The organism is uncultured Chloroflexus sp., from assembly GCF_938091255.1.
GTDB lineage: Bacteria > Chloroflexota > Chloroflexia > Chloroflexales > Chloroflexaceae > Chloroflexus.
Window position 1 is genome coordinate 187,791 of the sequence record NZ_CALLJH010000007.1, and the last position, 15,811, is coordinate 203,601.

Sequence of the window (15,811 nt, forward strand, 5' to 3'; positions counted from 1 at the left end):
GTTTTACCCCGATCAGCCATTATTGCCGCAGTCCGGCCAGCGTTTGCTCAAGCCCCGCCGCTCGTTCGGCGGTGTAGGGGCCGGTGTCGCGCCAGAAGATGCGTCCGGTGCGATCAACTAAGAGTAGCGTGATCGTCTCGGTGGTGGGAATCTGTAACGCTGCCGTCACCTGCCGCACATCGCTATAGATCGTCAGTGTCCGATTGCGCACTTCTGGATCAGGAATAGCAAACGCCATCCCGCCGTCGATGAAGGGGCGGGCAAGGGTGTATTGCCGTCCGATGATCGGCAGCTCGTAGGCTCGCAGGTCAGGATAGGCGGCAAGCAGCGGGTTAAGGAACGGAAACCAAGCGTCAACGAGCGCTTGATGCCAGCGGCGAAACGCCATGATGGCGATGTTAAGCGCGCCGCCGAACTCTGCCGGCAAGGTGAGCGTGCGCCCGTTGAGGTTGCGGGCTAGCAGCGTGGGGAAAATGACTGTGGTTGGCGTATGGTTCATTTGTTCATCCTCTCACCGCTATCACGTGATCCTGTCAGTAGTGTAGCGCTAATCAGTGCAGCATGGAAGCTGGAGGTAGCCGGGCATCATCCCGAGTGTGGGTCAATGTTTTCTCTGTCAAGCGAAGGTTAGTGGCCTTCGCTTTTTGGTGTATAAACGGTTAATAATCGTGCGCTAGGAGCGTGTCTTTAATTTTTTGGATGCTCTTGTTTTAGTGTTTTATCAACAAAAAGTTTTTAGTTCAAACAATCACAAGATTTATTGCGATTTTATTAAAAATATTTCATCAAAATCAAGATAGATAATGTTTGTTAACCGGCAGGAAAGTTCCTTTTTCTGGATAATATTGTTGGTTAACTGTACAATCATTGCAACATCCTTATAGATACGGCGCCGTCTCCACCCGTTCATTTCCTCTTATCATCTCCTTGTCAATTTGCTCGAATGGCAGAAAGGAGCAGGTGATGCGCCCCGTACTCCGTTCCTCATTCCTCAGTTCACTGCTGCTCATACTTGCGCTATCATTACCGGTGCTGCCTGTGCAACCGGCTGCTGAGGGGCGCATCTATCTGCAAGCTGTGATCCCGGCCTGTAGCCCGATTACGACTGATACGACGTGGGTAACCGGCAATGTGTATGTGGTGAACAACTGCGTGCTGATTGTGCAAGCCGGCGCGACCCTGACTATCCAGCCGGGGGTGGTTGTAAAGTTCGGCCCTACGGGCGACGGCCTGCGGGTAGATGGCCGGCTGATTGCGCAGGGCACCGCTGCACAGCCGATTATCTTTACCAGCCTCGCCGACGATAGCGCCGGTGGCGATACCAACGGCGACAGCAGCGCCACAGTGCCTGCGGCGGGCGACTGGTACGGCATGGTGCTTACGTCGGGTAGCGAGACCACGCTCGATTACGTACAGGTGCGCTACGCGGGCGGTTCCTTATTTAACGGTATACTCGATGGTTGGAGTGACGCGCAGATCGAAGTCAAAGCCGGGGCGCAGTTCACGATGACTAACAGTGAGGTGCGCGCCGGCGGACGGATGGGCATCTACCTGAATGGTGGTGGGTTGACGCCAACGATCCATTCGGTGCATATCGCCGACCACGCGAATACCGGTAATAGTTGGCGGTATGCTCTTCTCCAATCCACCATCAATATGCAGCCCAGTTACCGTGATATTACCTTTAGCGGCAACACGCGCAATGAGGTGACGATTGACGGTTTTAACCGCCCCTTGGCCCAAGATGTGACCCTCGGTGGGGCAGTGTTTGGCGCCAAATGCGGTTTCACGCTTTGTCAGCTTATCGTGCCGGCGGGTCGCACGCTCACGGTCGCGCCGGGGACATGGTTACAGTTTGAACCCGGATTTGGCATTGCTGTGGCCAATGGCGGCACGTTGCGGGCCGTCGGCACAGCAGACCAGCCGATTGTGTTCACCAGCGCGTCGCCTCAGACGCCAACCTATTGGCTTGGGTTGTGGGCGCAGTCTGGCAGCACCCTGCGTCTGAGCCACTGTGACATCAGCTATGGTCATGATGGTCACTTCGGCGACGGCGGTCTTGAAATCAATACGACCGACGCTACCGTCGAGAATTGTCGGATTCACCATAATAGAGAGACTGGTCTCTTCTTATACGCCCCCAGCAACAGTACGGCGGCGGCTGTCTTGACCAACGTTGACGTTACCGATAACGGGAAGTTTGGTGTTGACCTAGAAACAAGCAGTGGCGGCGTGCTGAATGTAACGTGGGACGGCGGCCGCATCGCCGACAACGGCTGGGCGGGATTCGGGAGCTATACTTCGAATGGCATTATCTCACCCACGTTGCGTCATCTGACAATCGCCAATAACGGCACGCGCGCCGACACGGATTATCATCGTGGCGGCATTTACTGGGATGACCATAACGTCGATGCAACCGTAAGCGATCTGCACTTTGCCTACAACGTTGGCCCGGCTTTCCTCTGGTACTGCAATGGCTCGATCACGGCGCGCAACCTGACGGCCACCGGCAACGGCACTGACGAATTGACGATCCCGGGTTGCACGGTGAGCCGCGGGCGGCAATGGGATCTCGACGGCATCGGCATACCGGTTCGCGTCACCAATCATATTGTTCTCTCATCCAATGCGCTGCTCTCGTTGGCGCCGGGGACTGTCCTGCGCTTCGATAAAAACAAATACAACAGCGAAACCCGGCTAGAAGTGTCGGATCAGGCGTCGCTAATAGCGCTGGGCACGGCTGAGAAACCAATTATCTTTACCGCCAACACACCAACGCCGGGTTGGTGGGAGGGCATCTCTGCCTATCAGCGGGCGACGGTCACGCTGCGCCACTGTGAGGTGGCGTATGGCGGCGGGCGTACACGGGCTAGCGTCGATCTAAGCTGGGGCTATCCTGACGTTGGTTTGCCGGTCGTGAATATTCAGAATTGCGAAATTCACCATTCGGCCAGTCGAGGTGTACGCTTTGACTTCCAGAGCGTGAATGTGCCTACGCCGCCAATCTTGCAGTACAACCATCTGCACGATACGGCTGAAGTAGCGGTTGCCAATTGGGGAAATGTGCCGGTGCTTGATGCGCGCAACAACTATTGGGACCACTCCAGCGGGCCGTACCACTCCACCCAGAATCCCGGTGGGCAAGGGGATGATGTCGGCGACAATATCCTCTTCTATCCGTGGCTGAGGACGCCGCAGAGCGGTGAGGCGCCCGCAACCGATATTCTCTTGCGCACTGGCGGCCCGGAACGCTACAGTCCCGGTGAGATTGTTGATTACGTGGTGCAATATCTCAATCCGATGACCATGACGGTGCAAGGCGCCGTCGTCATGATGCGCTTACCGTCATTGGCGTATTACATCGAGAGCAGTGATGGCGGGGTCTATTGGCCGGCGCGCCATCAGGTGATTTGGCGGTTAGGCGATATGATGCCCGGTGCCCAAGGGCGGTTGTGGGTGCGGGTGCAGTACCGGTGGGGCATTCCGCCCAATCAGCCTGACACCGTGGCGACGGTCTTGAGCGCGCAAAACTACAATGCCGGCTTGCTCAATCTAGAGCCGTATCTATCTTACACCCCCACCACGATGACGGCGTACCAAACCCTGAGCCGGAGTCAATGGGATTCCTTCGCAGCGAGTATGTCGCAGTTGCAAGCGTTGCATGCCCAAGCGCTGGCGGCTGGCTACCTCTGGGCCAGCGCCGAACGAATCACCTTGAACACTGGCATCGTGAGCCAAGCGGTGTTTATCAATCCGCAACAGCGGAGTATTCGCTTGATCCAAAGCGATGGTGCCAAAGCATTTGCGTCTACCTTTGCTGCCCGCTCGTTTAGCGTGACCGATGGCACTGGCGGCATGGAATGGAATATTGCCACTGACCAAGAACGCTTCTGGGGCACGTGGGATGCGATCGGGCAAGCGGCGTGGCCCGGTACTCTGATGAGTCCGGAGTTGTGCAGCAATGGCGGTTGTTGTTTGCGTAACTGCATCGGCAAGGTAGCTTTGAAGACGGTAGCCGGTAAATTGTCGGATGCTATCGACATCACCCTCACCGGCGTGAACTGTGTCATGGCGCTCAGAAGCCGAGAGGTGGCTGATTTGGCCAATTGCGCGGCTGATATCAAGTCGGATCTCGTCAAGGTTGATAATGTGCCGGTGTTTGGCGAAATTGCGGATCTTACCGAGTGTCTTGCCGAATGTGCCGGGAATCCGAGTAGCCATGATTGCACCGGTGATCTGACGACGTGCGAAGAGGCGTGGTGGAATTTGTATCAATGGGTCGGCGTGCCGAACCGCACCGTTTGGCGCTGTGTAAGCGGTTGTTACACGAAGCCGGAAGTGTTGCCATGCGCGCTGAATGAGTGTTGTGTGCCCGGCGTGGGATGCACCTCATCATCGCAATCAGGCGTAAATTGCCAGAAGAATAGTCGCTTGGTCATTGCGCGCGACCCCAATGACATCACCGGCCCAGCAGGCGATCTGCTGCCCGGCCAGACCATCACCTACACCATTCGCTACGAGAACGAGGGTGATGGGCGGGCCTACGGGGTGTACGTAGTCAATCAACTGCCCGACGCGCTCGATGCGAATACAGTGACGTTCGTCAATCGCAGCGGGACGTATCTGCCCGCCACTCGTGAGCTGGTCTGGACCATTGGCGAGCTTGGCCCGAAGGGGGCCGCCGATTCGCAGGGAATCATTACCTACACCGTCCAATTGCGCAGCGGTCTAGCGTCGGGGACGGTGGTGGCGAACCAAGCGGTGGTCTATTTCCCCAGCGTGCCGGAAGAGACACCGACGAATACGTGGGTGAATCTGGTGGCGCCGCTGGTGGCCGAGCCGCAATCTATCACCACGACGTACCGCACGTCGCGTGCAATCACGTTACGCGGACGTGAGGTCAGTGACCTGCCGTTGACGTATGAGGTGGTGGAGCAGCCGCGCGGCGGTACCCTAACCGGGACGGCGCCGAACTTGACCTACACGCCATCCGCGGATTTCACCGGCGTTGATGCGTTTACCTTCCGCGTGAGCAACGGCACGTCCACGAGCCGAGCGGCGCAGGTGAGCATTGAGGTGACGCCGCAGGGCGACACAACACCGCCACGGGTATTATGGAGCAACCTTGCGGATGCCACCGGGTTGGCTTCTACGCCGATCTATACTGATACCGAGGGGGTGGTGTATGGGCCGGTTGTGCTGGTGGAGGTGTCGGAGGCGCTTGATGAGACAACGCTGACACCAACGACGGTAACGCTGACCCGTGACGGTACATCGGTGGCGGCGAGCGTGCGCTTTGACAGTGGCGCCAATTATATAGTGGTAACGCCACGCAGCCTGTTGCACAACGGTGTCTACCGCGTCACCGTAACAACAGGCGTAAAGGATGTCGCTGGGAATGCATTGGCAGCGCCGTACACGATGAGCTTCACGATCGGCACGCGCCGTGAGGTGTATGTGCCGTTGGTGGCGAGGTAGTGTGTCCGTGAGGCCAGATATGCCGCTTGACCGCATCCTGTAGCTGCGACATAGGGTTTCGATTGGGAGTCTGCCCTTACTCCTACCCTTCTCCTGCTATGCAGGAGAAGGGTGCTGTTTTTGCTCAGAAGCGGGTGATGCCATCGAATGGCTCCAACGCCAGATGGGTGAACTGGCACACCTGCTATTTTAGTGGCTACGAAGCAACCCTATCCAACACCGCCGCCAGTTCTGTCGGGTTTGGCGGCGTAAACACGACTGCCAGTGGCGCTACCCAGCTCCAGCGAATGATGCCGTGCGCGTCAATGACGAAGGTACCGGGGAGAGGCACTCCCAGTAACGATCCGACACCGTAGCGGTAGAACACCCCCCATTCGGAGTCGCTCAAAATAGGGTACGGTGCGCGTAACACTTCGGCCACATAACTAGTCATGTCGAGGTCGGTACTGCTGACCACGAGCAGATGGGCATTGCGCTGCACAAAGACCTCGTACTGCTCCCGCAACGCATCCAGTTGCGGCGCGCAATGCGGTCAGAAGAAGCGGTCACTGACAATCCGGGTGAGGTTAAGCACTACCGGTTGCCCGCGCAAGGCGCTGAGGGTGATAGTGCGACCGTATTCAACCCGGTCTTCGGGCGGGCCGCTAAGGAATTGGGCGTAGGGGAGGGTGAAATCGGGCGCTTCGCTACCGACAGGCGGCACGTTGGCCGGGCCGCGCGGGCGGATGAATTCTTGGCGCCATTTGTTGGTCAGCGGAATAAAGGGTCGTGCCATTGGGTTCTCCTGTTGCGGCAGGGTACGCTGTACGGGTACAGTAGTGCTGTGCCCGTACAACGGAGGTTATTAGTTGTTAAGGCTATCGAGCACGGTGGTCAATTCATCGATGTCTGGCGGTGAAAAGATCGGTGAAAAGGGGGCGGCCCAATTCCAGCGGATGATACCCTGTGCGTCGATAATGAAGACTCCGGGGAGTGGTGCTCCCATTGCTGATCCCATGCCGTATTGGGTAAAGACGCGCCACTCTGGGTCGCTCAGGATTGGGTATGGCGCGCGCAAGACCTCGGCGACGTAGCTGGTTGTCTCAAGATCGGTGCTACTAACAACCAGCAAATGAACATTCCGACGGGCAAACTCTTCGTACTGGGTGCGTAGGGCAGCCAAGTGCGGTGCGCAGTTGGGGCAGAAGACTCGTTCGCTGAAAATACGGGTGAGATTGAGCACGACCGGTCGTCCGCGCAGCGCACTGAGCGTGATGGTGCGGCCATATTCAACGCGATCTTCAGGCGGGCCGCTGAGAAATTGAGCGTAAGGTAGGGTAAAGTCGGGCGCGACACTGCCCACCGGTGGTACGTTGGTCGGGCCGCGCGGTCGGAAGAGTTCATTGAGAAACGTATCGGTCAATGGTACGAGTGGGCGAACCATGGTCATTCCTTTCATTGGATAGCGATCTATTTTTCAGTATACCTCAGGTTTAGCTGGTGATCGTAGTAAAACGCGAGAATTGTTGTTACGGAAGATGGGAAAATGCTGGCTCGTGTCAATGAGAGCATCATCTCGTATAGGAGAGAGGTAAGGACAAGCGTTGCACGCTCTCTGATCGACGAGCGGAAAGAAGTGGCTAACGGTGTCATTTTCCTTACCAAACCCTTACAAAACCCTCGTATAGCTCTAACGCTGGCGCGGTATGCTACCAGTGAACCAAAAAAGTGTATCGGTTCACAAAGAATGAAAGGGTTGCAGAGCAATGACATTCACCCAGAATCAATCAACCGTCACTGAGATTTCGCCACGCGAACTGTATGCCCGCTTGCTAAGTGCGCAGCCGCTCTTCATCCTCGATGTGCGCAACGAAGATGAGTTTAAGCGTATGCCGGTTGAAGGGCATGCGACGTTGCGCACGCTCAATCTGCCGTACTACGACTTTATCGAAGATGAAGAGGCTGCGCTGGCTCGCTTGCCGAAGGATGTCGAAGAGGTGGTGGTCATCTGCGCTAAGGGCGGCGCCTCGCAGTACGTGGCTGAGGTGCTGAACAACCACGGCTACCGGGCAGTGTCGTTGAGCGAGGGCATGATCGGATGGGGTAACTACTACGATGTGCGTGATGTGGTGAAGGCTGCTTGGGGGCGGATCGTTCAGATTGCTCGCCCGGCACGTGGTGATCTCAGCTTTGCCATTATCAGCGATGGGCAGGCCGCACTCGTCGATCCGCTTCGTCACATCAATGTCTACCGCGAAGTGATCGATGGTGCCGGCGCGAAGCTCACCACTATTCTCGATACCCACGTCCACGCCGACCATATCAGTGGTGGCCCAGCGCTGGCCAAAGAGACCGGCGCGCCGTATTACATCCACCCCTACGATGCTATTCACCCGATTGATATGCTGCCGGCTGTGATTGCTTACGAACCGCTGCGCGACGGGCAGGTCTTTCAGATCGGGCAGGTACGGATGACGACGATTTGGTATCCGGGCCACACGCTCGGCCAAGTCAACTTCCTTGCCGAAACGCCGGACGGCGGTCGCTACCTGTTTACCGGTGACGGTATCTTCCTGCGCTCGTTTGGCCGGCCTGACCTCGGTGGCAAAGGTGAGGCGTGGACGCCGATCCTCTACCGCAGCATGTTCGAGTGGCTGCCACGTCACCTGACCGACGATACCGTGATCTTGCCGGCTCACTTTAGCACCCTTGATGAAGATGCCGGGAACGGGATCTTTGCCGCGCCGTACAAGCAGGTGTTGGCGCAGAACGACAGCCTCAAGCCGCGCACGCTGGAAGAGTTCACCAGCTTCGTGCTCAGCCACCTGCCGGTCTTCCCGCCGGAGTACGTCGAGATCAAGCGGGTCAATATTGGGCTGGTCGAACCGTGCGAGGGCAAGGCAAACGAGTTGGAGTTGGGCAAGAATATCTGTGCATTGGCCGGGTGAGTATCGTACAATAGAGAATAGTTGGGCGGCAGGTGATACGCCTGCCGCCGGTGAATAGAGGAGGAGACCAACATGCCGCATTTTGATCAGACATTGGACGTAAAGGGCGCGAAGTGCCCCATGCCGCTAGTAAAGAGCCGCAAGGCGATTACTGAGCTGCCGGTGGGGCAGGTGTTGCAGGTTATTTCGACCGACCGCGGTTCGGTGGCCGATTTTCAGGGGTGGGTCAAGACGGCCAAGAATGTCGAGCTGATTGCGCAAGAGACCGTGCAAGAGAATGGGCAGGAGCTGTACATTCACTATCTGCGCCGCACGGCCTAACCCAAAGCGGTTGCTCCGGCAGGTGGAATACATACGTGAAGGAAGGAAAATCAATGACAACACCGATGACGGAAGCCGTTGATACGCAAGCTCTGCTAGCCCGGATTGCCGAACTCGAGCAGCGCGTCGCCGCGCTTGAGCAGTCGCCGGCGCAGGGGATCGAAGATCGGCTGGCAATGGTCGTCTTCTCTGGCGATCTTGACAAGGCAATCGCCGCGTTCATCATCGCCACCGGCGCCGCCTCGATGGGTCTCGAAGTGAGCATGTTCTTCACCTTCTGGGGTATCAGCGCGGTCAAGAAGCAGAAGGTCTTCAGCGGCAAAAACCTGCTCGAACAAGGCTTCACCGCGATGCTGCCGGGCAAGCTGGGTGAGCTGGGTCTGTCGCAGATGAACTTCTTCGGTGCCGGCGCACAAATCATCCGAGGCTTGATGAAGCAGCACGATGTTGCTTCGCCAGAAGAACTCTTTGCAATGGCGCGTGAGTTGGGGGTGCGGATGGTTGTCTGCGATATGTCGCGCGAGTTGCTCGGCATCAAAGATGAAGAGCTGGTCGAAGGGTTGGAAACCGGTGGTGTGGCGACTTTCCTTGGCGATGCCGCCCGGTCCAAAGTGACCCTGTTCATTTAACAGAAGGGCCAAGGCAGGCCAAAAGCAAAATCTGATCGACGACGGCGCGATCACTCGGCCAAAGAGGGCGCGCCGTCATTTATTGAGAAAGGATAATGAGACAATGTTTCGTCAATTATTTCGCAATCCACGTGAAACGCAAGCCAATCAAATTGGCACGATGACCGTGCAAGAGTTGAAAGCCCAGTTGGACTCCCACAAGCTGATGGTGCTGGTTGATGTTCGCCAGCCCGAAGAGTTTGCCTATGACGGCCATGTGGCTGGGGCGCGGCTGTTGCCGTTGCCGATGCTGGCGATGCGGATGAATGAATTGCCCAAGGATCAGCCGATCGTCTGCATCTGCCGGTCGGGTAACCGCAGCCAAGTGGCCTGTGAGATACTCCAGCGCCATGGCTTCACCAACGTGACCAATGTGGTCGGTGGGATGGTAGCATGGCAACGGGCCGGCTACCCCATCCATCGCCAACAGTAGAGACGTTGCATTGCAACGTCTCTACCGCCCTCGATAATCGCCAACGGTACGTTGTACAGATTCGCATGTTGTGGGGGCGTCGCACTGCATCGCCCTCGCCGAGGATACACCTATGCATCATCAGACTTCTTGCAACGCCTTACAACACCAAACTGAAGTCGCGCCGCTGCGCAGCTATGCGGTCACCGAGCAGGTTTTGCTCGCAGCGCAGCCGCAGCCGGAAGACTGGCAACGCTTTGCCGAAGCGGGCTACAAAACGGTTTTGAATATCCGTAGCGATCCTGAGCGGGCGGCAGTGCAGGCGGCCAATGCCCGCGCTGCCGGTTTGCGCTATATTCATGCACCGTGGCCGGCTTACGAGCTTGAACCGGAGCATCTGGCCGAGTTTGCCCGCATTGTCGAAGACCCGGAAACCGGTAAGCTCATCTTCCACTGTCGTAGCGCGACTCGTGTCGGTCTGATCTGGATGCTCTACCGGATGATGCATCAAGGATGGACGCGCGAGCAGGCCGAGGCCGAACTACGCGCTGCCGGCTACGATGATGATGCGATGGAGACGTTTGCATTTTGCGCGGGTGACTTCTTCGAGCGCGTTGGTATGCAGGGGTAGGGGGATATTATGGCGCCCGTTTCTGCTCGCCAGTCCGGCGTTCAAGCCGCACTGCTGGCGGCGCTCTACCGTTATCTACCGTTTCTGAACTGGCTGCGTCGCTACCAGCGCGAGCATTTGCCGAGCGACGTAGTGGCGGGCATTGTCACCGCCATCATGCTCATTCCCCAGAGCATGGCCTACGCGCAGTTGGCCGGTCTGCCGCCGCAGATCGGCCTCTACGCCTCGGTAGCACCGCTGATCGTCTATGCCTTGCTCGGTACGTCGGGTCAGCTTTCAGTCGGACCAGTGGCAATTACCTCACTGCTGGTCTTCAGTGGTGTTAGTCCACTGGCAACGCCGGGTAGCGAACGCTATATCCAGTTAGTCCTCTTGTTGGCGTTCATGGTCGGCGCAATCAAGTTGGCGTTAGGGGTATTGCGACTGGGAGCGATCCTTAACTTTATCTCGCACCCAGTGCTGGCAGCATTCACAAGCGCCTCGGCGCTAATCATTGCAGTTGGCCAGTTGAAATATATTCTTGGCTACCGAATTGGCGGCGAACATATCTACGAGACGATTGCCCAAGCGATTGCCGGCTTAGGTCAGACCAATCTTGTAACGCTGGCGATTGGGTTGGGCAGCATTGGCCTGCTGCTCTTCTTCCGGCAGGGGTTACGCCCGTTGCTGCGGCGGGCGGGGTTGCCGCCGCTGGCCGTTACCCTGATCGTGAGCGGTGCGCCGCTGCTGGCCGTCATTCTCGGCATTGTGATCGCACAGGCCTTTCAGCTCGATCAGACGGCAAAGGTGGCCGTGGTTGGCGCGATTCCTCCCGGTTTGTCGCCGCTCAGCATGCCTGCTATGACGATGGCCGATGCGCAAGCCTTGCTGCCAACGGCGCTGACCATCGTACTGGTGAGCGTGGTTGAATCCATTGCGGTGGCGAAGGCGCTGGCCAGTAAGCGCCGGCAAGCCATCGATCCCGATCAGGAATTGGTTGCGCTCGGAGCAGCCAACATCACCGCCAGCTTCTTCAGCGGCTATCCGGTGACCGGCGGTTTTGCCCGTTCGGTGGTCAATGCGCAGGCTGGTGCGATTACCGGTTTGGCGTCGCTGATTACCGCCGCCGGCATCGCCCTGATCCTGCTCTTCTTCACCCCGATCTTCTATTACTTGCCGCAGGCGGTGTTGGCCGCGACTGTGATCGTCGCGGTGATTGGGTTAGTCGATCTGCGCGAGCCGCAGCGGATTTGGCGCACGAACCGCGGCGATGCCTTCACGTGGTTGCTCACCTTCGTCGCGGTGCTGGTGCTTGGCATCGAGACCGGCATCTTTGTTGGGGTGGCCTCGGCACTTGTGCTCTACCTCTGGCGGACGAGCCGGCCCCACATTGCGATTGTGGGGCGATTGGGGGAGAGTGAGATCTACCGCAATGTTGAGCGGCATCCGGTTAAGACATGGCCGCACGTGGTCGCGGTGCGGGTTGACGAGAGCCTCTATTTCGCCAACACGCGCTATCTCGAGCAGACCCTGCTGCGGATTGTGGCCGAACGACCAGAAGTGAAGCATCTGGTACTGATCGGTTCGGCAATCAACTTCATTGACTCAAGCGCCTTGCATACCCTCGACAGTCTGATCGATAGTCTGCACGACGCCGGCGTCGAGTTCCATCTTGCCGATATTAAAGGGCCGGTCATGGATCGGCTCAAGCAGTCGGAGTTGCTCGATAAGATTGGCCAAGATCATATTCACATGACGACCCACGCTGCGATGTTGGCCTTGGGATGCCGAGATTGACATATCGTAACTATCGTGTTGGGTGGCGTCCCCTGCTTACGCAGGGGAGCGCGCTTTTACTGGAAGGGGCGGCCGGTGCGAATTCTACTGAGCTGTGCGGCAGTTGAACAACCGCCCTCCATAACGGCATCGTTGTGCTACGTCGCTATCTGATTTGAAAGGTACACCCATGCGACGCTTTTTCATCAGTGTATTCCTCTTGGTGTTAGTCACGCTTGCCGCCTGCGGGCCAGCCACTACGACGAACACCGCACCGGCGGCGACGACCAAGCTGCCGGCAGAAATCAACGTAACCCACCTGAAAACGATGCTTGATCAGAATGAAAATTTCTTCTTGCTTGATGTGCGCACGCCGCAGGAATTTGTCCAAGACGGACGGATCGCGCAGGCGACGCTCATCCCGCTGCAAGAACTTGAACAGCGTTTGAACGAATTGCCCACCGATAAGCCGATTGTCTGCATTTGCCGATCAGGGAATCGCAGTGCAGTAGCGTGCGATCTGCTGCGTTCACGCGGCTTTGAGGCGATCAATGTCGCCGGCGGTATGCGCGCATGGAAGGCCGCCGGCTATGCGATGATGGTTGGCCCGTAACCGGTAGAGACGCACGGTTGTGCGTTTCTACCGGTTGTGCTGTAATATAGATGGGGTTATTCAGTACTGGCAGTATGCTGCGCGCAAACGTCTGTTTGCCGCATACTGCTAGTTTGATGATCGGCAAATCGTATAGGGTGACTGTTATACCTGCACCTACGTGGACGTTTGCATAATGTACAGTTTTGCTATCAGTGCATTGCGCTACCGGTTAGCGAGTTGGGTAACAATGCTATAGCTCAATAGCTGCACGTCAGGATATCAGTCCTATGAATAATTTCCGCGAAAAAGCCGACCTGATTTGGAACCTTGCCAACCTGCTGCGCGGTGACTACAAGCCGCACGAGTACGCCGATGTGATTTTGCCGCTGGTGGTGCTGCGCCGCCTCGACCAGGCGATGGCGCCCACCCGCGCCGCTGTGCGCCAAGCCTATGATACGTACAAAGGCAAACTGGAAAATCTCCATCTTGTGCTGTCGAAAGCGGCGGGCAACTCGTCGGTTTACAACTACTCCGAGTTCGATTGGGAACGTTTGTTGAACGCTCCAAGCGACCTAGCGCAAAATCTGGTCGCCTACTTCAACGGCTTCAGCCCCGACGTGCAGGACATCCTCGAAAAGTTCGACTTCCGCCGGCAGGTCTCGCGCTTGCAGGCGGCGAACCTGCTCTACCCGATTCTCAAAGCCTTTGAAGAAGTGGATTTGCACCCCGACCGCGTCCCCAACCACGAGATGGGGATGGTCTTTGAAGAACTCATCCGCCGCTTCAGCGAGCAATATAACGAGACCGCCGGCGAACACTTCACCCCGCGCGAAGTGATTGCCCTGATGGTGGAACTGCTGCTGTGCGAAAACGGCAGTTTCATCCAGCCCGGCAAAATCATCGAAGTCTACGACCCCGCCTGCGGCACCGGCGGTATGCTGACTGAAGCTAGGCGCGCCATCATAGAGCGCAGCGAGGGGATGAACTCGCCGCCGATAGTCTATCTCTTCGGTCAGGAAATCAACCCCACCTCCTACGCCGTCGCTAAAGCCGATCTGTTGCTAAAAGGCGAAGACCCAAGTCGGTTGGCGTTCGGCAACAGTTTCAGCGAAGACGGGCACGCCGGCAAACGCTTCCGCCTGATGCTCTCCAACCCGCCCTTTGGCGTGGAGTGGAAAAAGGTTGAGCACATCATCCGCAACGAGCACGAGACCAAGGGGCACGACGGGCGCTTCGGCGCGGGCTTGCCGCGCATCACCGACGGTTCGTTCCTGTTCCTGCAGCACATGCTCGCCAAGCGCTTTGAAGACGAGAGCGGCAGCCGCATCGCCATCATCTTCAACGGCTCGCCGCTCTTCACCGGCGACGCCGGCAGCGGCGAGAGCGAAATCCGCCGCTGGATTCTCGAAAACGACTGGCTGGAAGGCATCGTCGCCCTGCCGGAGCAGATTTTCTACAACACCGGCATCGCCACCTACATCTGGATTCTGACCAACCGTAAGAGTGCACGGCGCAAGGGCAAGGTGACGCTGGTCAACGCCGCCGATTTTTGGGCGCCGATGACCCCGCGCAGTTTGGGCAACAAGCGCCGCTTAGTGACGCGCCAGCATAACGGGATGGATATTGTGGAACTCTACCGCGCGATGGAGAACAACGACTATTGCCGCGTCTTCGAGAACGCCGACTTTGGCTACCGCCGCGTGCGCATCGAGCGCCCCTTGCGCTTGAACTTCCACGCCGCGCCGGAACGCATCGAGCGGCTGAAAGAACAGCCTGCCTTTGCCGCGCTGAGCGAGAAGGAGCCGTTGCGTGCAACGGCTCTACTGGACGCCTTGCGCCGCCTGCCCGACCGCCCCAGCCGCAACCCGGCGGAGTACCTGCGCTGGCTGGATGACGCCGTAGAGACGTTGCATGCAACGTCTCTGCCAAAAATCCCAAAAATCACCCCTACATTGCGCAAAGCCATCCTGAACGCCCTGACCGAGCGCGACGAGACCGCCCTGCCCGTGCCGGTGCGTTTCCGCGTAGAGCCGTTGCATGCAACGGCTCTCCCCCAATGGGAACCCGACCCCGACCTGCGCGACCACGAGAACGTGCCGCTCAAATACGCCCCACCGACACCCGTCGTAGAGACGTTGCACTGCAACGTCTCTACCGCGCATCGCAACGTCTCTACCGAAGATATGGTCTTTGCCTACTTCGAGCGCGAAGTGAAACCCTACCTGGACGACGCCTGGATTGACCAAGCCTTCTGCGATGACAAAGACGGCAAGGTGGGCGTGGTGGGCTATGAAATCAACTTCAACCGCTACTTTTACAAGTACACCCCGCCGCCGCACCCCGCCGAACTGGCGCGCCAGATTCAGGAAAAAGAACGCCAGATTGCCGACCTGCTGCGGGAGTGGCTGTGATGGACGGACGTTACCCTCCTTACCCGCGTTATAAACCCTCCGGCGTGGAATGGCTGGGGGAGATTCCGAGTCATTGGGATGTGCGAAGGTTGAAGTTTGTGGCAAGCATCAATCCGTCCAAATCCGAAGTATCTCATTTGCCTGACGATACCGAAGTTTCTTTCTTACCGATGGAGCGCGTTGGGAATGGCACTTTAGACCTTGAACTAACGAAGCCGCTCAAAGAAATCAAACAAGGTTTTACCTACTTTCGAGATGGCGATGTTATTGTTGCAAAAATCACGCCGAGTTTTGAGAATGGCAAAGGCGCTCTAGCATTCGGTCTTGCAAGTGGAATAGGCTTTGGAACAACCGAGTTGCATGTCATCAGAGCCACACCCCTCATCGAGCGGCAATTTGTGTATTATCTGACGCTTTCTCATCAGTTTCGGGGCATGGGTGAAACACAAATGTATGGCACAGCAGGACAAAAACGAGTGCCAGACAGGTTCATCAATGACTTTCCAACGCCACTTCCTCCCCTCTCCGAACAGCGCGCCATCGCCGAATATCTCGACCGCGAGACGGCGCGCATAGACGCGCTGATTGCCCACAAACGCGACCTGCTCGC

General features: G+C 57.5%; 13 protein-coding genes. 10 read left to right on the plus strand and 3 right to left on the minus strand.

Annotated features, from left to right (window positions below):
* Positions 1-19 precede the first annotated feature (19 nt).
* Positions 20-499, minus strand: coding sequence for a hypothetical protein (locus Q1A00_RS03960; RefSeq protein WP_298404024.1), 480 nt, complete (start codon positions 497-499; stop codon positions 20-22).
* A gap of 464 nt (positions 500-963) precedes the next feature.
* Between Q1A00_RS03960 and Q1A00_RS03965 the strand changes: the two genes are divergently transcribed.
* On the plus strand, positions 964-5,481 hold the full coding sequence (locus Q1A00_RS03965) for a right-handed parallel beta-helix repeat-containing protein (RefSeq protein WP_299755357.1): 4,518 nt from the start codon (positions 964-966) through the stop codon (positions 5,479-5,481).
* A 196-nt stretch (positions 5,482-5,677) separates the two neighbouring features.
* Here the strand turns inward: Q1A00_RS03965 and Q1A00_RS03970 are convergent, their stop codons facing one another.
* Positions 5,678-6,256, minus strand: a complete 579-nt coding sequence (locus Q1A00_RS03970; protein ID WP_298404030.1) for a peroxiredoxin family protein — start codon at positions 6,254-6,256, stop codon at positions 5,678-5,680.
* Between the two features lie 69 nt (positions 6,257-6,325).
* On the minus strand, positions 6,326-6,904 hold the full coding sequence (locus Q1A00_RS03975) for a peroxiredoxin family protein (protein WP_298404032.1): 579 nt from the start codon (positions 6,902-6,904) through the stop codon (positions 6,326-6,328).
* Between the two features lie 322 nt (positions 6,905-7,226).
* On the opposite strand from Q1A00_RS03975, the gene Q1A00_RS03980 reads away from it, so the two are divergent.
* The 9 genes from Q1A00_RS03980 to Q1A00_RS04020 form a co-directional block, all read left to right on the plus strand.
* A complete protein-coding gene (locus tag Q1A00_RS03980) occupies positions 7,227-8,408 on the plus strand; it encodes an MBL fold metallo-hydrolase (RefSeq protein WP_298404035.1) in 1,182 nt (393 codons plus the stop codon).
* Positions 8,409-8,480: 72 nt separating this feature from the next.
* Positions 8,481-8,729 (plus strand): sulfurtransferase TusA family protein, encoded by a 249-nt coding sequence (locus tag Q1A00_RS03985; protein ID WP_298404037.1) that lies wholly within the window; start codon positions 8,481-8,483, stop codon positions 8,727-8,729.
* Positions 8,730-8,782: 53 nt separating this feature from the next.
* Positions 8,783-9,358: a DsrE/DsrF/DrsH-like family protein gene (locus Q1A00_RS03990; protein WP_298404040.1), complete on the plus strand. Its 576-nt coding sequence runs from the start codon at positions 8,783-8,785 to the stop codon at positions 9,356-9,358.
* 103 nt (positions 9,359-9,461) lie between these two features.
* Positions 9,462-9,830 (plus strand): rhodanese-like domain-containing protein, encoded by a 369-nt coding sequence (locus tag Q1A00_RS03995; RefSeq protein WP_298404043.1) that lies wholly within the window; start codon positions 9,462-9,464, stop codon positions 9,828-9,830.
* Positions 9,831-9,942: 112 nt separating this feature from the next.
* Positions 9,943-10,440: a protein tyrosine phosphatase family protein gene (locus Q1A00_RS04000; protein ID WP_298404046.1), complete on the plus strand. Its 498-nt coding sequence runs from the start codon at positions 9,943-9,945 to the stop codon at positions 10,438-10,440.
* Between the two features lie 9 nt (positions 10,441-10,449).
* Complete coding sequence (sulP, locus tag Q1A00_RS04005) at positions 10,450-12,216, plus strand: SulP family inorganic anion transporter (protein WP_299755363.1); 1,767 nt, start codon at positions 10,450-10,452, stop codon at positions 12,214-12,216.
* 169 nt (positions 12,217-12,385) lie between these two features.
* Positions 12,386-12,808, plus strand: a complete 423-nt coding sequence (locus tag Q1A00_RS04010) for a rhodanese-like domain-containing protein (RefSeq protein ID WP_298482111.1) — start codon at positions 12,386-12,388, stop codon at positions 12,806-12,808.
* A 269-nt stretch (positions 12,809-13,077) separates the two neighbouring features.
* Entirely contained in the window at positions 13,078-15,201 is a 2,124-nt protein-coding gene (locus Q1A00_RS04015; RefSeq protein ID WP_299755366.1) for a class I SAM-dependent DNA methyltransferase, read from the plus strand.
* A partial coding sequence (locus tag Q1A00_RS04020; RefSeq protein ID WP_299755369.1) for a restriction endonuclease subunit S occupies positions 15,201-15,811 on the plus strand: 611 nt, incomplete at its 3' end. The genes Q1A00_RS04015 and Q1A00_RS04020, both read left to right, overlap by 1 nt.